Origin of the sequence: Pseudomonas sp. NPDC087029 (assembly GCF_044745345.1) — a bacterium.
In the GTDB taxonomy this organism is placed as follows: Bacteria; Pseudomonadota; Gammaproteobacteria; order Pseudomonadales; family Pseudomonadaceae; genus Aquipseudomonas; species Aquipseudomonas faucium.
This window is the reverse complement of the sequence record NZ_JBIVAB010000015.1, coordinates 119,615-138,760: the sequence shown is the minus strand read 5'-3', so window position 1 is coordinate 138,760 and position 19,146 is coordinate 119,615. Positions and strand designations below refer to the sequence as shown.

Here is a 19,146-nt window from a genome sequence, read left to right as displayed (position 1 = left end):
GCTGGCAACCATGGCCTATCAGGCATAGGCACGTTGCAACAAATGTAGGAGCGGATTTATCCGCGATGCGCCGCGCGGGCGGCGCTCGATCTCATGCTCGCCACAACTCTCACGGCTAGCCCATAGGGCTCGCCACAACCCTCACGGCAAGCCCCATCAATAGGGCTTGTCGCCAATGATGCCGGCGCGGTTCATCTTGCGGTGGCAGGGCGGGTAGTCCATGACCGCGTAATGCTGGGTGCTGCGGTTGTCCCAGATGGCAATGCTGTTGGGCTTCCAGCGCCAGCGCACCTGGTACTCGGGGATGGTCGCCTGGCTGATCAGGTAGCGCAGCAGCTCGGACGCCCCTGGGTTGAAGTCCTGCCCGAAGCGAACCCGCTCAGGCGTGTGGTAGTTGCTGAAGTGGGTGGCGAAACTGTTGACGAACAGCACCTTCTCGCCGGTTTCCGGGTGGGTGCGCACCACCGGGTGCTCGGCATCCGGGTAGCGCGCCTTGAGCGCCAGGCGCTTGTCGATGGGCATGGCGGCGCCAAAGCTGGCCTCGATGCTGTGCCGCGCGCGCAGGCCTTCGATTTTGGCCTTGACGTCCGCCGGCAGGCGCTCGTAGGCCACCACCATGTTCGCCCACACGGTGTCGCCGCCCACCGGCGGGCATTCGAGGCAGCGCAGCACCGCGCCCATGGAGGGGTTCTCGCGCCAGGTGGTGTCGGTGTGCCAGGCGTTCTCGTAGCGGTCTACCGGCGTTTCTGGCGACTTGTGGATCTGCACCAGGCCCGGGTGCTCGGGGTGGCTGCCGACCACCGGGTGGTCCTCCAGCTCGCCGAAGCGCCGGGCGAACGCCACGTGCTCGGCGTGGCTGATGTCCTGGTTGCGCAGAAACAGCACGCGGTGCTTGAGCAACTGCTGGCGAACCTCGGCGAACAGGCCGTCGTCGTGGATCGCGTCGGCCAGGTTCAGGCCCACCAGCTCGGCACCGATGGTGCAGGTCAGTTGTTCGACTTGCATGATGTGGCCCGCCCTTAGATGCAGAAGATCGATGAACCGGTGGTCTTGCGTGCCTCCAGGTCGCGGTGGGCTTGCACGGCGTCCTTGAGTTCGTACTGCTGGTTGATCTCGATCTTGATCCGCCCGCTGGCCACATGGTCGAACAGCTCGCCGGCCAGGGCGGCTTTCTCGGCCGGGTCGGCGATGTAGTCGGCCAGGGCCGGGCGGGTCAGCATCAGCGAGCCCTTCATCGCCAGGATCTGCGGGTCGAACGGCTCGATGGTGCCGGAGGCGGTGCCCACGCAAACCATCAGGCCACGGCGCTTGAGCGAGTCGAGCGAGCCCATGAAGGTGGTGCGCCCGACGCTGTCGAACACCACGTTCACGCCCACGCCGTCGGTGATCTCGCGCACGCGGCTGGCCACGTCCTCGCGGCTGTAGTTGATGATGTGGCTGCAGCCATGGGCACGGGCAAGCTCGGCCTTGGCCTCGGTGGACACGGTGCCGATCACGTTCAGGCCGAGCAGCTTGGCCCACTGCGACACGATAAGCCCGACACCGCCGGCGGCGGCATGCAGCAGCACGCTGTCACCCGGCTTGAAGGCGTAGATGCGGCGCAGCAGGTAGGACGATGTGAGGCCGCGCATGGTCATGGCCGCGGCGGTTTGGCAGCTGATGTTGGCTGGCAGCTTGATCAGCGGTGCGGCCGGGATGATGCGCTCGGTGCTGTAGGCGCCGAGGGTGTTGATGAAGCCTGTGTAGGTGACGCGGTCACCGACCGCGACGTTGCTTACGCCCGCGCCCAGGGCCACCACCACGCCAGCCGCCTCGACGCCGATGCCGTTGGGCATGGGGATCGGGTAGGTGCCATTGCGAAAATAGGTGTCGGCGTAGTTCAGGCCCACGGCCTCGTGGCGAAGCAGGACCTCGCCTGGGCCAGGTTCGCCCACCTCGACATCTTCGTAGCGAAGGACTTCGGGGGCACCGGTTTCGTAGAAGCGCACGGCTTTGGCCATGGGTGTGTTCTCCAGTCTGCATTGTTGTTGTGAGCGTTGGATCACGCTGGAACAGACTGTAGGGCGGGGGTGCAGCGGGGCGCTTCACATCGGGTGACAGGTGCCTGTCTTTTCATGACAGGGGCCTGACGGACACGGCAGCCAGTGCCCGCCAGCTGCCCGGGCTCTATTTAGGCATCAATACCGTGTCGATCACGTGGATCACGCCGTTGGCCTGCATCACGTCGGCAATCGTGATCGCGGCCTTGCCGCCATTGGCATCCACCACCCACAGCTTGCCGTCATGCAGCATGACGGTCAGCGGCTCGCCCTGGACGGTTTTGAGCATGGCCTTGCCACCGTGCATCTTGGCATCGGCCATCAACTGCTTGGAGGTGTGGGTACCGGCCACCACGTGATAGGTCAGCACCTTGGTGAGGTCGGCCTTGTGTTCCGGTTTCACCAGGTTGTCGAGCGCCCCTGCCGGCAGTTTGGCGAAGGCTTCGTTGGTGGGCGCAAAGACCGTGAACGGGCCTTTGCCGTTGAGGGTGTCGACCAGGCCCGCGGCCTTCACGGCGGCCACCAGGGTGGTGTGGTCCTTGGAGTTGACGGCGTTCTCGACGATGGTCTTGTTGGGGTACATGGCGGCCCCGCCGACCATCACGGTATCGCCGGCAAAGCTCGGTGATGCGGCAAGGCAGAGGGCTGCGAGGCACGTTGCGGCAATGCGTTGAACAAAGGTAAGCATGATGCGACTCCTCGATCGTTCGTGCCTTCGAATGAAGGTGTGCAATGTACGAGGCAGGCGCCGAAACGGATGCATCACAGCGACGATATCTTGCCCTGGGCGACGACCGGTCCTGTCGGCAGCCCGGTGGGCGAGCCGTTGGGTGGCTCCAGCGACACGGCCAGCACGGCGCCGTCGATGAGCGCGCCATCCAGCCCGGGCGGCACGTCGAGGCTGACGGCATCATCGGTTGGCAGCAGGCCCAGGGAATGCGGCTTGCCATCGGCGCCGATCAACCAGGCCTGGGCACTCTTGCCTTGCCAGTCGTGGCTGCGGGTCGGCACGAACAGCACGGTGCGGCCCTCGGCCAGTACCGTGGCGGCGAACAGGGTATTGCCGTCGTTCTGTTGCAGCCGGGCGAGCAGGGCGGGTGCCGAGGGCGGTGCAGAAGGCGCTTGCAGCAGCGCCAGGGAGGCCACCAGCAGGGCGGCGCACAGTGCCGCTGCGGTCCAGCGCCAGAGGCGGATGTCGTTCCAGCCGCCGCGGGGTTTGCTGGCGGTGCCGGCGGGGAACAATTGGCGCTCGATGGCGCGCCATGTGCCCTGCGGGGCCTGGACCGGGGCGATCTGTGCCTGCCAGCTGTCGAAGTGCCGCTGCCAGGCGGCGATGCTGGCCTGCAGGCGTGGGTCCTGCGCGGCGCGGGCCTGCAGCTGCAGGTGTTGCTCGCGGGGCAGCACGCCCAGCACGTACTCGGCGATCAGCAGGTCGGGGTCATTGTCATCCGGCTGTTGGTTGTCGCTCATAGGCCCAGGCACACTCGAAGTCGAAGCAAGCCGCGGCGAATCCAGCTTTTCATGGTCCCCAGCGGGATGCCATGGCGCTGGGCCAGTTCTGCGTACGAATAGCCTTCGAAGAAGGCCACGCGGATGTAGCGTTGCTGGTCGGCGTCCAGCGTCTCCAGGCAGCGGTCCAGCTGGCTGCCCTGGCGCTCGCGCTCGACGGTTTCACTGACGCTTTCCTGTTGCGGCCATTCGTGCACCGCATCGAGCGTTTCGCAAGGGTGCAGCACACGGCGCCGGTCAATGGCCTTGTGGCGGGCCATGCTGGCCAGCCAGGTCACGGCGCTGGCCAGTTGCGGGTTGAACGTGGCCGCCTTGAGCCAGGCATTGGTGTACACCTCCTGCAGCACTTCCTCGGCCTCGGCGCGGTTGCCCAAATAGTGCAGGCAGATGCCGAACAGGCGGGCGGAAGTGGCGTGGTACAGGGTCTCGAATGCCAGGCGGTTGCCTTGGGCGCAGGCCTGCAACAGCAGGTTCTGCGCCGTGGCTGTGCTGTTTGGCACGGATTGCGGATCGATCGTCACCTGGCTCTGCCCCCGCGCAGCTTTGCAGCTACTGTAGTCGGCTTTTGCCCCTGAGGTGGCCAAGCGCTCACTCCACCGCCTCGGCCAACCCCTGGTCCTCGCCCAAAAAGCCTCCGCTCTGGTGCTGCCAGAGCCGCGCGTAGGTGCCATTTCGGGCCAGCAGCTCGCTGTGCGTGCCTTGCTCGATGATGCGCCCTTCGTCCATCACGATCAGCCGGTCCATGGCCGCGATGGTGGACAGCCGGTGGGCGATGGCGATCACGGTCTTGCCTTGCATCATTTCATCCAGGCTCTCCTGGATCGCCACTTCCACTTCCGAGTCCAGCGCGCTGGTGGCTTCGTCCAGCAGCAGGATCGGCGCGTTCTTGAGCATCACCCGGGCAATGGCGATGCGCTGGCGCTGGCCGCCGGACAGCTTGATGCCGCGCTCGCCGACCAGGGTGTCGTAGCCACTGTGGCCCTGGCGGTCGCTGAGCTGCTGGATGAAGCCATCGGCCTGGGCATTGAACGCGGCCCTGCGGATTTGCGCATCGGTGGCATCCGGGCGGCCGTAGGCGATGTTGTCGCGGATCGAGCGGTGCAGCAGCGAAGTGTCCTGGGTGACCATGCCGATGGCGCTGCGCAGGCTGTCCTGGGTCACCTTGGCGACGTTCTGGCCGTCGATGCTGATGGTGCCACTGTCAACGTCGTAGAAGCGCAGCAGCAGGTTGATCAGGGTGGACTTGCCGGCACCGGAACGGCCCACCAGGCCGACCTTTTCACCCGGGCGAATGTGCAGGCTCAGGCCATCGAGCACCTGGCGCTCACCGTTGTAGTTGAAGCTGACGTTGTCGAAAGTCACCGCACCGCCTGCAGTCACCAGCACCCCGGCATCCGGCGCGTCCTGCACCTTGGGGCCGCGGGTGAGGGTGGCCATGCCGTCCTGCACCGTGCCGATGTTCTCGAACAGCGAGGTCATCTGCCACATGATCCAGTGCGACATGCCATTGATGCGCAGGGCCATGGCGGTGATCGCCGCCACCGCGCCGGTGCCGACCTGGCCCTGGTGCCACAGCCACAAGGCGTAGCCGCCGGCGCCCAGGATCAGGCCGACCACCAGCGCCTGGTTGACGATTTCGAACTGGCTGACCAGGCGCATCTGGCGAAAGCCGGTCTGCTTGAAGTCTTCCATCGCCGCCCGGGCGAAATGCGCCTCGCGCTTGGAGTGGGAGAACAGCTTGACGGTGGTGATGTTGGTGTAGGCATCGGAAACCCGGCCGGTCATCGAGGAGCGGGCGTGGGCCTGCTCCTGGCCGACCCGGCCCAGGCGCGGCACGAAGTACAGCATGGCCAGCCCGAACAGGGCGAGCCAGGCAATGAACGGCAGCATCAGTTTCAGGGCAAAGCCACCGGCCAGGGCGATGATGGCGATGAAGTACACGCCGATGCCAGGCACGATCTCGATCAGCGTGAACAGCACCTCGCGCACCGCCAGCGCGGTCTGCATCACCTTGGTGGTGACCCGCCCGGAGAATTCGTCGGAGAAGAACGACAGGCTTTGCCGCAGCATCAGGCGGTGGAAGTCCCAGCGCAGGCGCAGCGGCAGGTTGATCGCCAGCACCTGGTGTTGCATCAGGGTGCGTAACGCCACCAGCACGATACTCGCCAGCAGCACCAGGCCGATGCCCCACAGCACACGCATTTCCTCAGCGCCGACCGCGCCGCCCGACTGCCAGGTGGAGAGCAGGTCGACCACCTGGCCGAGGAAGGAGAACAGCCAGGCTTCGTAGATCGACACGCCGGCACTGAACAGCGCCAGCGCCAGGATGTAGCCGCGCGCACCGCGGGTGCAGGCCCACATGAACCGCACCAGGCCCGCCGGGGGCGGTGGGGCTTCGTCGGGCGGAAATGGATCGAGCCTTCGTTCGAAGATACGCAGCATGGTGATTTCCCTAATGATCAGCTGGGCGCGCTTGGGGCAACGTCGACGGCGCGCCGATCCGGTAACCATACATCAGGTTCATGCGTTTCTCTGTCCGAGGGGCCGCTGCGCAGGCCAATCGCCGGCAAGCCGGCTCCCACACAGGGCAATGTGGCTTCTCCTGTGGGAGCCGGCTTGCCGGCGATTGGGCTGCACGCGCTTACTTGCCGTGCTTGGCCTGCAGGGCCTTGGCTTGTTCCAGGTGGTGCTGCAGGGTCGGCAAGGCGTCGCTGGCGAAGGCCTTGAGTTCAGCCTTGTCGGAAGACGCCGCTTCCTTCGTGAACAGCTCCACCGCTTTTTCGTGGGCATCGACCTGGTTGTTGACGTAGGACTTGTCGAAGGACTCGTCGCGCCATTCGAGGATCATCTTCTTGACCTTGTCGGTCAGCGCCGCGTCATCGGGCACGCTGATGTCCAGGGAGCGGGCGATGTCGCCGAGCTTCTGGTTGGCCTTGGTGTGGTCGGTGACCATCTGCTGGGCGAATGTCTTGATTTCGGCATCCTGGGACTTCTCCATGGCCAGGTTGCCGGTCACCACCTCGGCGATCCCGGCCTCGGTGGCGGCATCGACGAAGTCATTGGAGCTGGCGGCCATCACGTGGAAGGAGGCCATGCTCATCAACAAGGTAACGCCGGCGATCTTGAAAAATGGCTTGCTCATCTTTCACTCCTCAAAGGGACGCGACTTCGATGTCGCATTCGGTTGAGCGGCGCTGGCGGGCAAAGGTTTAATTTTTCTACACCCACCGTTGGTCCCCCCGTTGGCTATCCCGATCGAATCCCTGCCGATTGGCGAAATCACAGTTTGTAGTCACGGTGGAGGCACCCGGTATGACGGTGATGAGCCCTGCAGGCACTCGCCAATTGGCGCAATTGGCAGTCGATGACCCGCAAACGCGTTACCAGGCCATGCTGCAAGGCCCCTACCCAGGGGGCCGTGAGTGGCTTGCCTGGCAGTTGCGCCGTACCGAGGCGCTGGCCGACGACCTGCCCGATACGCCCGCAGCGCTTGCCCAGTGGGCCAGCGCCCATGCAGCCAAGGTGGCCGGCGAGCACGCGGCTTATCTTCGCCAGCGCGCCGATGGCGCCCCCCGGCGCTACTTCGCCACTCGCGCCCAGGCCTTGTGGTTCGTGCAACAGGTCGCGCCGACCAAGCTGGTCGATGGCGCCTGGCTGCACGCCACCTTGCGTCACTGGCGCGACCCCCGTTGGCACGGGTTGATCCGCACCTTCCTCGAAGAACTCGGCGACGGCGACCCCCGTTGCAACCATGTGCTGATCTACCAGCGGCTGCTGGGCCGCCTCGGCTGCACCCAGGCCATGCCGCTGGAGCCCGCCAGGTACCTGCAGGGCGCTTTGCAACTGGCGCTCGGCGAGCACGGCGAGGCCTTTTTGCCGGAGGTGATCGGCTACAACCTGGGCTACGAACAACCGCCGCTGCACCTGCTGATTACCACCCACGAGCTGGCCGAACTTGGCATCGACGCTCATTACTTCCGCCTGCATGTGACCATCGACAATGCCGCCAGCGGCCATGCCCGCCGCGCGCTGGACGCGCTGCGCCTGCTGATGCCTGTCGACGATGCGCAGGCTTTCTATGCGCGGGTTCGGCAGGGCTATCGCCTCAACGAAATGGGCATCGATACACCGTCGCTGATTGCCAGCTTCGACCTGCAAGCGCAACTGGTGGCCGCACTGGAGCGCAAACGGGTATTCGGCCAGTGCATGCACGGCGACCACTGCCTGCTGCAAGGCCGCACCATCAACCAGTGGCTTGCCGAGCCTGCCGGGATGCCGGGCTTTTTGCGCGCACTAGAGGCGCAGCGCTGGGTGCGGCGCGGTGAAGACCCGCAGCACAGCCGTTTCTGGACCCTGATCGACGGCCCGGTGGCCGCCATGTTCGGCGTGTTCAATGCCTATGAAAAACAGCTCTGGTATGACTGGATCGCCAACGACTGGCCGGGCGTGACCTACCGGCGCGTGTCGCCCGGGCAGTGGGAAAAGGAACTGGCGCTGGAGCCCGAGCACGACACCTCGCAGGGCCTGCCTGGCGTCGAACGCATGATCGAGCAGATGTCCGCCGGCCGCCATGCCGAGCCCGAGGGCCTGCGCGCCACCCGCGACTTCATCCGCGCCACGGGCCTCGCCCACGGAGGGCCGCACTGATGTTGCTCGACCAGCAGCAGGCCCAGGCCGACCACGCGCTGTTGCAACTGGGGCGGCGCCTGCGCGCCGATGGCTATCGCTTCATCTGCCCGACACCGGCCACGCAGGCGCGGGTCAATGCCCGCCCCGAGCTGCACCAGGCCCATGACCTGCGCGGTGTGTTCGGCTGGAGCCGGCCCTTCTCACCGGCGTTGCTCAGCGCTGACGAACTGCGGCAACTGACCGCGGCCGGCGTGCTGAAAGAGCAGGGTGGCCTGCTGCGCAGCACGGTGCGCTGGTCGAGCCTCGATGACCTGCTGCTGGTGCATTCGGCCTGGCCTACCGACAGCAGCGACGCGGTGTTCTTCGGCCCCGACAGCTACCGCTTCGCCCAGGTTATCGGCAACCACCTGCAGCACCGTACGACGCCGCTGCAGCATGCCGTGGACATCGGCTGCGGCAGCGGCATCGGTGCGCTGATGATCGCCCGCGCCGCGCCCCATGCGCAGGTCAGTGCGCTGGACATCAACCCCATGGCGCTGCGCTATACCGCCATCAATGCGGCGCTGGCCGGTATCGCCACTGTGTCGGTGGAGCCCAGCGACCTGCTGGCCGGCATCACCGGCAGCTTCGACCTGATCGTGGCCAACCCGCCGTACATGCTCGATGCCGGCAAACGCACCTACCGCCATGGCGGCGGCGCCCTGGGCGCCGAGCTGTCGTTGCGTATCGTCGAACAGGCGTGCCAGCGCTTGGCGCGGGGCGGCACATTGCTGCTGTACAGCGGTGTCGCCATGGTCGACGGCCGCGATGCCCTGCATGAGGCGGTGCGGCAGCGCCTGCACGGGTCGGCCTTCAGCTGGGCCTACCGCGAAGTGGACCCCGACGTGTTCGGCGAACAGTTGCTCGAGCCTGGCTACGAGCAGGTCGAGCGCATTGCCGCTGTCGCCCTGACCCTCACCCGCAATGGCTGACCGGGCCATGCCTGCAACCTGCACGTTCGGCATCGAGGAGGAATACCTGCTGGTCGACCTTGCCAGCGGCCAGGTGCAGGCCAGGCCATCGAAGGCCGTGGCCCGTTGCTGCCGGGAGGCTCTGGGCGCGCATTTTGCCGAAGAGATGTTCTGCAGCCAGATCGAGCTGGTGTCCCCGGTGCTCGGCAACCTGCACCAGGCCCGCAGCTTCTTCGGCGAGCACCGCCAGCGCCTGAACCGCGCGCTGGCCGACCACGGGCTGGGCCTGTATGGCGCCGCCAGCCACCCCAGCGCCCAGTGGCGACGCCAGCAACCCCGCAGTAGCGGGCATTACCGCCAGCTCTTCGACGACTACCAGGCCGTGGCCCGGCGCAGCCTGCTGTCGGGGTTGCACGTGCATGTCGGCGTGCCTGCCGGGTGCGACCGCATGCAGTTGATCAACCGCGTGCTGTACTGGCTGCCGTTGTTTCTGCTGCTCAGCACCTCGTCGCCGCTGTGGAGTGGCGAGGTTACCGGCTACCGCAGCTATCGCCGGGTGATCTGTGGCGAATGGCCGTACATGGGGCTGCCCGAAGCGCTGCCGGACTGGAACGCCTACCTGCGCTACCGGGCGCTGCTGCAACGCACCGCAGCGCTGGATGCCAAGGGGGATTTCTGGTGGGCGCTGCGCCCGTCGCGGCGCTACCCGACGGTCGAGCTGCGCATCTGCGATGCCTGCCCGCGGCTGGAGGATGGGCTGGCGATTGCAGGTTTGTTCCGCCACCTGGTCGAGCATGAACTGCAGCCCCGCGCGGGTTCGCGGCCGATGACCCGTGAACTGCGCTGGGTCACCCAGGAGAACTACTGGCGGGCCTGCCGCTACGGGCGCCAAGGCACCTTCATTGGGGTTCACCAGGAGCAACCGGTGACTGCCACAGGCTGGCTGGCGCAGTTCGAGGCATTGCTGCCTGCGGCCTGCGTGGATGCCGAGCGCTCGTTCAGGCACGCGGCGCGGATCATCGCCGAGGGCACCAGTGCCGAACGCCAGCTGGCGGCATTCGAGCAGGCCCGCACGCAAGGTTTCGACTTGCGTGGGGCGATGCGGGCGGTGGTGGGGCAGGTGCTGGAGGATGCCCGGCATTGACCCGGCACCGCCGCTGGCGGTCAATCAACCGGCCGTGCCGTTGTCCAGGCGCAAATCTGCCGTGCCGAGCGCGGTCAGTTCCGACTCGATGTTCTGCGTACGGCATAGCCCCAGATAGACCAGGGCCGAAACCGCCAGGCCTATTGGCATGCTGATGTCTGCACCGCCCAGTTGCTCGGCGATGTAACCGGTGTACAGGCCCGTGTTGGAGAACGGCAGCATGGCGATGAAGCCCACCAGGTAGGCGCCGATGCCCCTCCAGTTCCAGCGGCCATAGATGCCATTGGGGTTGAAGATTTCCGTGATCGAGTAGCGCCCGTGCCTGACGGCGTAGAAGTCCACCAGGTTGATGGCGGTCCGAACGGGCAGCAGGTTGCCATTGAGCGAGGCGAAGGCCTCGCCGTCGCGGCTCAAGCCCCACCGTTTCAGGTACTGATCAAACATTGTGGGCGAAATCCACCTCATAGATGCCACGGGCAGCACGCACGGGCATGGCGCTTTCGATGGGCCTCACGTCAGCCAACTCCCAGGCCAGCCAGCCTTCTTCAAAGTAGCTGGCGCAGGCCGCCTGCATGTCCGCGAGCACGAATGGCCGCACCGCCTTCACGCGGACGATGGCCACGGCGATACCGTCGGCATCTTCATCGCCTTCGGCATGCAGGAAGCGGCCGTTTTCCACGATCAGCAAGTCTTCAGAGGGGGCGAGGTCAGCAGGCCAGCGGCGTACCTCGAGGGTTTTCTCGCCAGAAGCGATCCGGCTGCCGCTGGGGCGGACGATTGACAGGGCTTTGATGGTGCGCTCCTTGATTGAACCGGCGAGTCTGGCTGGCTGCCCCGAGGTTTGTCAAAACCACTGGCCAGGGACGCTGGCCCTAGCGCATCGCCTGTTCGCATTGCTCGTATATTTCAGCAATCATCGCCCGCTTGCGCCGGGTCTCCAGGCAGCACAGGTAGTAGCTGATATGAAAAGGCTGTTCGACGAAGTCGATCGCCTTGGTGCCCGGGCGGTCGGCATATTCCACTGCCGACACAAACCCCACGCCAATGCCCTGCACCACCGCATGCACGATGGCCTCGCGGCTGTTGAGCTGCATCTTGCAGTTGAGCTTGATGCCATGGGCCGCGCACCCTTCCTCCACCAGCTGCCGCGTGCGCGAACCTTGCTCGCGCAACACCACCGGCTGGCCGACGATATCGGCCACGCTCACCTGCGCCTGGCTGGCCCAGGGGTGGTCGTCGCGCACCACCGCGAGGATGGGGCAGGTGCGGTACAGCTGGGTAGTGAGCCGTGGGTCGAACTCCGACAGCGCCAGGATCGCCAGGTCGATATCGAAGTTGTACAGCCGCTCCAGGGTGCCGGTTTCGCTGCTGAAGGAGGTTTCCACGTCGATGTCGGGGTAACGCTGCATGAGTGCGTAGGTGAGGCTCATGGCAATGGGCGGGGACACCGCGCCGATGCGCAGCATGCCGTGCTTGCGCTGGCGGAAGCTGCGCAGCAGCTGGATCGCTTCGTCTTCCTGGCCGAACAGGCCCTGGGTGATGTCGTGGAGCTTGTCGCCTGCGGCGGTGAGTTCGATGAAGCGCCCGCGGCGGTGGAACAGCTCGACGGAGAAGGTTTTCTCCAGGGCGCTGACCTGCTCGCTGATGGTCGGCTGGCCGATGTTCAGCAGCTGTGAGGCCTGGGTGAAGCTGCCGGTGCTGGCCACCGCGTGAAACGAGCGCAGCCACTTGTGGTACTGGTACATGCAGGGCAGCTCCAGAAGGCGTGAACAAAGGCGGGCCAGCATAGAGCATCGGGCCCGCCACTCGCCATCGGCCCGCCCCATCGCGAGGGCGGGCCGACCCTGCGTGCTAGCAGCCCTGGGGCATCTCGCCGCGTGCCAGGCGCTGGTTGATGGCCTCGATCACCGCCGGCAGCTCGGCGATCGTGTCGATCAGGTAATGCGGGCGCGAGCCTTCGAAGGCCTGGCCAATGCGCGAACGGGCGTGTTCGAGCGCTGCCGCAGGGAGCGCCTTGTACTGCTCGTAGGTCAGGCCCAGTGCATTGCCCGAGCAGGTCAGCGCCACGGTCCACATGCCCGCCTTGCGCCCTTCGAGGATGCCCGGCCAGGTATCGTCTACCTTCACGCAGGCGGCCACATCATCGACCTGCAGCGCGATCACGTTGGCCAGGGCCTGGGCCGGGTAGGGGCGGCCATTGGGCACTTCGTCGGTGGCTACCACATGGTCGGCCACATAGCCGTTCTCGCGTGCCAGGGCCACCACCTTTTGCATGACGACGGCCGGGTAGCCGGAGCACGAGCCGATTTTCAGGCCCTTGCCGCGCAGGGCTTCGATGGCCTCCAGGGCGCCTGGGATCAGCGCCGAATGCAGGGCGATCTTTTCGATCTGCAGCGGCATGAAGCGCTCGTAGATCGCGGTCACGTCAAGGTCGGTGGGCGTGCGGCCGAAGGCGGCGCGGTAGCGCTCGGCAATCTGCGGCAGGTCGCATAGGGTGCGGATATGGTCCCACTTGCCCATGCCCATCGGGCCGCGGGCTTCTTCCAGGGACACCTCGACACCGAACTCGGCGAAGGCTTCGACGAAGATCTGGGTGGGCGCGAACGAGCCGAAATCAACGACGGTGCCAGCCCAGTCGAGGACGACTGCCTGAAGCCGGGTAGGTTGCGTGTAGTGCATGTTGATACTCCACTTTCAAGGGGCGAAGGGGCTGCCTAGCGGCGGATGAACAAGGCGACGGCGGCGCTGGAAAGGCACGCGGCCGTCACCACGATGAAAATCAGCGAAGTGTTGCCGGTGCTGTCGAGCATCGAGCCGATCAATGGCTCGGCCAGGCCGGCGAACAGGTAGGAAGAGAAATTCATGATGCCGGTGGCGGTGCCGGCGCGCTTGGCGCCGACCAGGTCCGGGCACAGTGCCCAGAAGCTGGACGCCGGGCCGTAGACGAAGAAGCCGCAGAGAAACAGCGCCACCAGGCCGATCGCGCTGTGGGCCGGCAGGCTCCACATCCACAGGCTGGTGGCAGCGCCCAGCAGCATGTAGAGCATGATCGCCAGGTAACGCTTGGAGCCGAACAGGCGGTCGGACACCCAGCCGTTGCTCAGTGCGCCGATGGCCATGCCCACCGGCAGCGCGACGGTGATCCACTTGGGGTCGATGAAGCCGTCGCCGTGCTTCCAGTCGGCGCCGAGGAAATGCACCGGCACCCAGACGATCAGCCCATAGCGTGCGGCGTTCTGGAAGCCCAGCGACAACGCGGCGATGATCAGGCGGGCGTTCTTCAGCACCGCCTTGTAGCGTTGCAGGGAGCTTTCCTGCTCGCCCACGGCTTCCTGGCCCTTGTCGTTGGCGTTGGCCACGCCGGTATCGGCCAGGGGCTCGAAGCCCATGTCCTGGGGGCGCTCACGGGCAATCAGGTAGAACAGGATGCCGCCTGCGAGCATCAGCAGAACGGGCAGGCGGAAGATCCAGCGCCACTCCAGTTGCAGCACTTCCAGCACCACGATCGAGGTGATGTACGACAGGATCGACGCGCACCCGGCCGCGAACACATAGAAGCCATAGACCTTGCCGCGCTCACCGGCGCTCCACCAGTTCGACAGCAGGCGGCTGCCCGGCGCCCAGCCCAGCGCCTGGAAGTAGCCATTGAGCCCCCACGGCAGGATCAGGCTGGCAAAGCCGCCGGCGAAGCTGGTGACCCAGTTGGCGGCGCACGACAGCACCGCGCCCAGGCTCATGATGCGCCGCCCGCCGAACTTGTCGGCGAGGTTGCCGTTGATCGCCTGGCCGATGGCGTAGGCCCACAACATGGCCGCCGAGGCCCAGCCCAGGGTTTCCTTGCTCAGGCCGAACTCGGCCTGGATGCCGGGGATGGCAAAGCCGAAGGTCTGCCGGCCGGTATAGAAGAACAGGTAGCAGAACATCGCGGCCAGCAGCATGCGCCACTGTGCCAGGCGAAACGAGGAGGCAGGTACGGCAAGGCTTGCATAGGTTTGCGCACGGTTCATGGTGGTTTTCCTTGTTGTTCGTTCCCGCCGGCCAGGCCGCGCAGGTGGGCACTCTTTTGCGGTGCATCAGGAAATGCCACGGCAGGCCGTGGCGGTGGGTTGCCTTGCCCTCAAGCGGCCTGGGCGCCGATGAAGTTCTTGCCGCGTGCCCCTTGCAGGGCATAGGCGATGATCTGCTCGGCCTCGGCCGCCGACACGCCGTAGTCGGCAAAATCGGTCTTCACCCCAAGCCCGTGGAGGAAGCTGCGCAGCTGCACCTGGGCCAGGGCCAGGTCGTCGCCGAACACCTGGCGCAGGGTGCGGTCGCGGGTTGCATCGCGGCCCCAGGCCAGCCCCAGCACCAGCGGCAGGATGAAGGAGCAGGCGATGCCATGGGGCAGGCCGTGGCGCAGGGTCATTTCGTAGGAGATGGAATGGGCGAGGGCGGTCTTGGTATTGGAGAACGCCATGCCGGCCTTGAGCGCTGCCAGTGCCATGCGTGCGCGCAGTTCCTGGTTGGCCAGGTCGCTGCGCAGCTTGGGCAGGCACTCCAGGATGTCGCCGATCGCGGAGATGGCAAAGCTGTCTGAGAGCGGGTTGGCGTTGATGTTCCAGATCGACTCCAGGGCGTGGGACAGGGCGTCCAGGCCTGTGGAAACAGTCACGCCGGCCGGCACGGTGAGCATCAGTTGCGGGTCGATGATCGCCACTTTCGGCCAGGTGCAGTCCAGGTGCAGGGAGTACTTCTTGTGGTTGGCGCTGTCCCAGATCGTCGCCCATGGCGTCACTTCGCTGCCGGTGCCGGCCGTGGTGGGCACGGCGATCAGGCCCTTGCAGCGCGCCGGCACGAACGGCTTGGCAGACGACAAGCCGCGCAGCAGCTCGTCGAAGCTGCCGTTCTCGGTGCCGACGATCAGCGCCTTGGCGGTGTCGATGGCGCTGCCGCCGCCGACGGCGATCACCGTTTCACAGCCCGGCGCCTCACGCCAGAAGCGTTCGTAGGTGCCGCGCAGCTGGGCGACGTCGGGGTTGGGCTGGACATCCTCGACGATGTAGGCCAGGCGCTCGCCGAGCAGCGCCTGGATACGCGCCAGCAGGCCCAGGCCGCGGGCCTCGGGGAAGATCACCAGCGCGACCTGCTGGCCGGCGGTGAGGGCATCGAGCTCGAGCAGGCTGGCGCAGCCGAAGCGGGTATCGACCGGGTTGTGGAAACGAGCAGTCATGGCGACTCCCTGGTTTTTGTTGTTGGAGGTTGTCGCCATCGTCGGGGCCGCCCTCGCATAGCTCAAATCGATTGTTTGCAGGTATCCATCGGCTGGGCCGATAGGGAGAGGCACGGGGCGTCTAGCTTGCAGTGATGAGGTCATGGCAAAGGCACGTGATCAGTGACGGGCAGTGCCCTGGATGGCGTAGCGCAGGCGGCTCGAAAGCAAGTCGGCAAGCACCACCATGAGGGTGATGACCAGGATGCAGGTGGCGGTTTCCTGGTACTTGAACAGCTTCAGGCTGCTCACCAGTTCAAAGCCAAGGCCGCCCGCGCCGACCATGCCCAGCACCGTGGCCGAACGCAGGTTGACCTCGAAGCGGTACAGCACCACGGCAATCCACGCCGTGACCACCTGCGGCAGCACGCCGAAGGCGATCACCTGCAAGGCGTTGGCACCCGTTGCGCGCAGGGCTTCGATCGGCCCCTGGTCGATCTCCTCGATGCTCTCGGCGAAGAACTTGCCGAGCATGCCCACCCCGTGCAGCGCCAGGGCCAGCACGCCGGGGAACGGCCCGAGGCCGACGGCCGAGACGAACACCAGGGCGAGGATCAGTTCGTTGATGCTGCGGATCACGTTGAGCATCTGCCGCGTGCCCTGGTGCAGCCAGCGGTTGCGGTGCAGGTTGCGGGCGGCGAGAAAGCCCAGCGGCACCGCCAGCAGGATGCCGAGCAAGGTGCCCCAGAGGGCGATCTGCAGGGTTTCCAGCGCCGGGCGCCACAGGCTTGGCAGAATGCTCAGGTCCGGTGGCAGCGAACGGCCGAGGAAGTCGCCGATCTGCGGCAGGCCGCTGGCCAGGTCGGCCCAGCTCAGTTGCGCGCCTTCGGCGCTCCAGTGCAGCACGCCGAGCGCCAGCACCAGCAGCACGCCGCTGCTTAGCCAGCCGCGCGCGCTGCGCGGGGTGTTGACCAGCCATTGATGGGTCTGCAGGTTCATGTTCAGGCTCCCGCACCGGCGCAGCGGGCGCTGGCGGTGAATTGAGGCAGCGGCTCGCTGGCCGCCGGGCTTTCGTAGATGCGCTGCAGGGCCTGCTCGTCCAGTTGCCCCGGGCGGCCGTCGAACACCAGGCGCCCGCTGGCAAGGCCGATGATGCGGTCGCCGAACTCCATGGCCAGGTCCACCTGGTGCAGGTTGCACACCACGGTGATCCCCAGGCTGCGGGCGGCGTCGCGCAGGTAGTGCATCACCAGGTGCGCGGTCTTGGGGTCGAGGCTGGCCACCGGCTCGTCGGCCAGGATCACCTGGGGGCGCTGCGCCAAGGCGCGGGCAATGCCCACGCGCTGCATCTGCCCGCCAGACAGCGAATCGGTACGCGCCGGCGCCTTGTGCTCAAGCTCCACCCGGCGCAGGCAGTCGCGCGCCAGGGCCACGTCTTCGCGGCTGAACACCTGCAGCAGCGAGGCCAGGGTGCTGCAGTAGCCGAGGCGGCCGGTGAGCACGTTCTTCAGTACCGACAGGCGCGGCACCACATTGTGGTGCTGGAAGATCATCGCCACGCGCCGGCGCAGCTCGCGCACATCGCCGGTGCCCATGGCGTCTATCCCGGCGACCTGCAACTGGCCGCCATCGGCCTGCGCCAGGCGGTTCATGCAGCGCAGCAGGGTCGATTTGCCGGCGCCGGAGCGGCCGAGGATGACCACGAATTCGCCAGCCTCGACTTCAAGGTCGATGCCCTTGAGCACCGGGTTGTCGGCGTAGCCTTTGCTCAGGCGCTGGATGCGGATCATTTCAGGCTCCGCAGGTTCAGGTCGAGCACCTTGGCGGTGTCGCGCACCACGTTGTAGGCGGCGTCGCTGGTGGGCTGGAAGCCATTGAGCAGGCCCTGGTCGCCCCATGGCACGTCCTTGATCGCGGCAAAGGCGCCGCGCAGCTTCTGCTGCAGTTCGGGGTCCAGGTTCTTGCGCCAGACCATGGGCGATTCGGGGATGTCGGGCGAGGTCCACACCACGCGCAGGTCGTCCTGCTTGACCTGGCCGCTGTTGATCGCCCCGCTGAGGATGCGATCGGCCACGGCGGCGGCGTCGACCTTGCGGTTGGCCACGGCGAGGATGCTGGCGTCGTGGGAGCCGGAGAAGATCACCCGCGAGAACAGCGCCTGCGGGTCGTGGCCGGCCTGCTCGAGGCCGGCCTTGGGGAACAGGTGGCCCGAGGCCGAGCTTGGGTCGACGAAGGCGAAGGTATGGCCCTTGAGGTCATCGAGGGTGCGGATCTGGCTGTCCTGGCGGGCAATGATCAGGCTGTGGTAGGCGCTGCTGGCGGTTTTCTTGGTCACGGCCACGGCGAAGGCTTCGGCCCCGGCGACCTGGTTGGCCAGCACATAGGAGAATGGGCCGAGGTAGGCGACATCCAGCTTGCCGGCGCGCAGGGCTTCGATCACGCCGTTGTAGTCGGTGGCGACGAAGGGCTTAACCGGCATGCCCAGGCGCTGTTGCAGTTGGTCGAGCACCTGCTGGCTGCTCTTGATCATCGCCTGGGAATCCTCCGAGGGGATCAGGCCGACGGTGAGCACCTGCTGGGCCTGCACCGCTGGCGCGAGCAGCAGCGGAACCAGGGCGAGCGGGGCAAAGCGGAACAGACGAGCGAAGGAAGTCATGGGGTTACCGGAGGGGTTGTTGTCGGTAACGCCAAGCTAGGGCTGTCATGTGACAGTCACCGCATCAGTTCAATATCGGTTTTCCCAGCCAACCATTCAAAGGATCTATGGATGTCCACGGCCCGCCTGCGCACCTTTCTCGCCGTTGCCCGCCATGCCAGCTTCAGTGCCGGTGCCAGAGCCATCGGCTTGAGCCAGCCGACCGCCACCAACCAGATCCAGGGGTTGGAGCGCGAGTTCAACGTCGAGCTGTTCCATCGGCGCGGCCGGCGCATCGAGCTGACCGACGTGGGCCGGGCACTGCTGCCGATCGCCCAGCAGCTGTCGATGCTCGAGACCGAGGCGGCGGGGCTGCTCAAGGACTCGGGCAAGCTCAACCGCGGGCATTTGAAGCTGGGTGCGGTGGGCCCGTTTCATGTGATCGAGATGGTGGACCACTATTGCCGGGAATACCCGCAGATCGAGGTTTCGATCCGCATCGGCAACTCGGCCTCGGTGCTCGAAGACCTGGAAAACTACGTGATCGACATCGGTGTGCTGGCGGGGCTGCACGATGACCCCAACTTCGTCGCGCACCTTTACGCGCGCCACCCGGTGGTGCTGTTTGCCCATGTCGAGCACCCGTTTGCGCGCCATGACCAGGTGCCGTTGCAGGCCTTGCAAGGCCAGCGCCTGCTGCGCCGCGAAAGCGGGTCGACCACCCGCCTGGCGCTGGAGCGGGCCCTGGAGCGGGCCCAGGTGACGCCGAAGGTGGCCATGGAAATCGGCAGCCGCGAGGCCTTGCGCGAGGCGGTGATCCGGCGCCTGGGCATTGGGGCGGTGTCGGAGGCGGAGTACATCGCCGACCCGCAGCTGAAGATGATCCGCATCGAGGGCGACCCGGTCTGCACCGAAACCTATCTGTATCACCTGGTCGAGCGCAGCAATAACCAGATCGTCAGGTCGTTTCAGCACTGCTTGAAACCGCAAATGAAATCTTTGCATGAGTGAACTTGAGTGTTTCCCATAAGCAGACTAATACTTAAGCACTG

General features: G+C 66.1%; 20 protein-coding genes. 4 read left to right on the top strand and 16 right to left on the bottom strand.

All coding sequences use genetic code 11. From position 1 onward, the window contains the following. Positions 1-156 precede the first annotated feature (156 nt). The 7 genes from ACIPG5_RS21220 to ACIPG5_RS21190 all read right to left on the bottom strand — a co-directional run bounded on the left by ACIPG5_RS21220 (position 157) and on the right by ACIPG5_RS21190 (position 6,690). On the bottom strand, positions 157-1,005 hold the full coding sequence (locus ACIPG5_RS21220) for a TauD/TfdA family dioxygenase (RefSeq protein WP_176517499.1): 849 nt from the start codon (positions 1,003-1,005) through the stop codon (positions 157-159). 14 nt (positions 1,006-1,019) lie between these two features. Beyond that, positions 1,020-2,000 (bottom strand): quinone oxidoreductase, encoded by a 981-nt coding sequence (locus tag ACIPG5_RS21215; protein ID WP_176517498.1) that lies wholly within the window; start codon positions 1,998-2,000, stop codon positions 1,020-1,022. 166 nt (positions 2,001-2,166) lie between these two features. Next, positions 2,167-2,727, bottom strand: coding sequence for a fasciclin domain-containing protein (locus ACIPG5_RS21210; RefSeq protein WP_176517497.1), 561 nt, complete (start codon positions 2,725-2,727; stop codon positions 2,167-2,169). Positions 2,728-2,801: 74 nt separating this feature from the next. After that, complete coding sequence (locus ACIPG5_RS21205; protein ID WP_176517496.1) at positions 2,802-3,509, bottom strand: anti-sigma factor domain-containing protein; 708 nt, start codon at positions 3,507-3,509, stop codon at positions 2,802-2,804. Beyond that, positions 3,506-4,048: a sigma-70 family RNA polymerase sigma factor gene (locus ACIPG5_RS21200; RefSeq protein WP_219824873.1), complete on the bottom strand. Its 543-nt coding sequence runs from the start codon at positions 4,046-4,048 to the stop codon at positions 3,506-3,508. Before ACIPG5_RS21200 ends, ACIPG5_RS21205 begins: the two co-directional genes overlap by 4 nt. Positions 4,049-4,136: 88 nt before the next feature. Continuing rightward, positions 4,137-5,990 carry an ABC transporter ATP-binding protein gene (locus tag ACIPG5_RS21195; protein ID WP_401377901.1) on the bottom strand — a complete coding sequence of 618 codons (1,854 nt, stop codon included), beginning with the start codon at positions 5,988-5,990 and terminating at the stop codon, positions 4,137-4,139. A 199-nt stretch (positions 5,991-6,189) separates the two neighbouring features. Next, positions 6,190-6,690, bottom strand: coding sequence for a DUF4142 domain-containing protein (locus ACIPG5_RS21190; protein WP_176517493.1), 501 nt, complete (start codon positions 6,688-6,690; stop codon positions 6,190-6,192). Positions 6,691-6,860: 170 nt separating this feature from the next. On the opposite strand from ACIPG5_RS21190, the gene ACIPG5_RS21185 reads away from it, so the two are divergent. The 3 genes from ACIPG5_RS21185 to ACIPG5_RS21175 are packed head-to-tail and all read left to right on the top strand — an operon-like array spanning position 6,861 to position 10,271. Beyond that, positions 6,861-8,195, top strand: coding sequence for an iron-containing redox enzyme family protein (locus ACIPG5_RS21185; protein ID WP_401377898.1), 1,335 nt, complete (start codon positions 6,861-6,863; stop codon positions 8,193-8,195). Next, positions 8,195-9,148, top strand: a complete 954-nt coding sequence (locus ACIPG5_RS21180) for a methyltransferase (protein ID WP_401377895.1) — start codon at positions 8,195-8,197, stop codon at positions 9,146-9,148. The genes ACIPG5_RS21185 and ACIPG5_RS21180 overlap by 1 nt, the downstream gene beginning before the upstream one ends. Before the next feature lie 7 nt (positions 9,149-9,155). Further along, positions 9,156-10,271 carry a carboxylate-amine ligase gene (locus tag ACIPG5_RS21175; protein WP_401377893.1) on the top strand — a complete coding sequence of 372 codons (1,116 nt, stop codon included), beginning with the start codon at positions 9,156-9,158 and terminating at the stop codon, positions 10,269-10,271. A 24-nt stretch (positions 10,272-10,295) separates the two neighbouring features. Here the strand turns inward: ACIPG5_RS21175 and ACIPG5_RS21170 are convergent, their stop codons facing one another. The 9 genes from ACIPG5_RS21170 to phnD all read right to left on the bottom strand — a co-directional run bounded on the left by ACIPG5_RS21170 (position 10,296) and on the right by phnD (position 18,115). Continuing rightward, a complete protein-coding gene (locus tag ACIPG5_RS21170) occupies positions 10,296-10,715 on the bottom strand; it encodes a cytosine permease (RefSeq protein ID WP_401377891.1) in 420 nt (139 codons plus the stop codon). Then, positions 10,708-11,049, bottom strand: a complete 342-nt coding sequence (locus ACIPG5_RS21165; protein ID WP_401377913.1) for an ASCH domain-containing protein — start codon at positions 11,047-11,049, stop codon at positions 10,708-10,710. Before ACIPG5_RS21165 ends, ACIPG5_RS21170 begins: the two co-directional genes overlap by 8 nt. 94 nt (positions 11,050-11,143) lie before the next feature. Next, entirely contained in the window at positions 11,144-12,016 is an 873-nt protein-coding gene (locus tag ACIPG5_RS21160) for a LysR substrate-binding domain-containing protein (RefSeq protein WP_176517484.1), read from the bottom strand. 106 nt (positions 12,017-12,122) lie between these two features. Continuing rightward, entirely contained in the window at positions 12,123-12,950 is an 828-nt protein-coding gene (gene phnX, locus ACIPG5_RS21155; protein WP_286913501.1) for a phosphonoacetaldehyde hydrolase, read from the bottom strand. 35 nt (positions 12,951-12,985) lie between these two features. Further along, positions 12,986-14,278 carry an MFS transporter gene (locus ACIPG5_RS21150; RefSeq protein WP_176517482.1) on the bottom strand — a complete coding sequence of 431 codons (1,293 nt, stop codon included), beginning with the start codon at positions 14,276-14,278 and terminating at the stop codon, positions 12,986-12,988. A 110-nt stretch (positions 14,279-14,388) separates the two neighbouring features. Then, positions 14,389-15,480 carry an iron-containing alcohol dehydrogenase PsrA gene (psrA, locus tag ACIPG5_RS21145; RefSeq protein WP_176517481.1) on the bottom strand — a complete coding sequence of 364 codons (1,092 nt, stop codon included), beginning with the start codon at positions 15,478-15,480 and terminating at the stop codon, positions 14,389-14,391. 159 nt (positions 15,481-15,639) lie between these two features. Further along, positions 15,640-16,458, bottom strand: coding sequence for a phosphonate ABC transporter, permease protein PhnE (gene phnE, locus ACIPG5_RS21140; protein ID WP_176517480.1), 819 nt, complete (start codon positions 16,456-16,458; stop codon positions 15,640-15,642). A gap of 2 nt (positions 16,459-16,460) precedes the next feature. Next, entirely contained in the window at positions 16,461-17,249 is a 789-nt protein-coding gene (phnC, locus tag ACIPG5_RS21135) for a phosphonate ABC transporter ATP-binding protein (RefSeq protein WP_176517479.1), read from the bottom strand. After that, the gene (gene phnD, locus ACIPG5_RS21130; protein ID WP_401377884.1) at positions 17,246-18,115 is read right to left on the bottom strand and encodes a phosphonate ABC transporter substrate-binding protein; all 870 of its coding nucleotides are present in this window, start codon (positions 18,113-18,115) and stop codon (positions 17,246-17,248) included. Before phnD ends, phnC begins: the two co-directional genes overlap by 4 nt. A gap of 111 nt (positions 18,116-18,226) precedes the next feature. Between phnD and ACIPG5_RS21125 the strand changes: the two genes are divergently transcribed. Further along, positions 18,227-19,105 (top strand): LysR substrate-binding domain-containing protein, encoded by an 879-nt coding sequence (locus tag ACIPG5_RS21125; RefSeq protein WP_176517477.1) that lies wholly within the window; start codon positions 18,227-18,229, stop codon positions 19,103-19,105. Positions 19,106-19,146 lie beyond the last annotated feature (41 nt).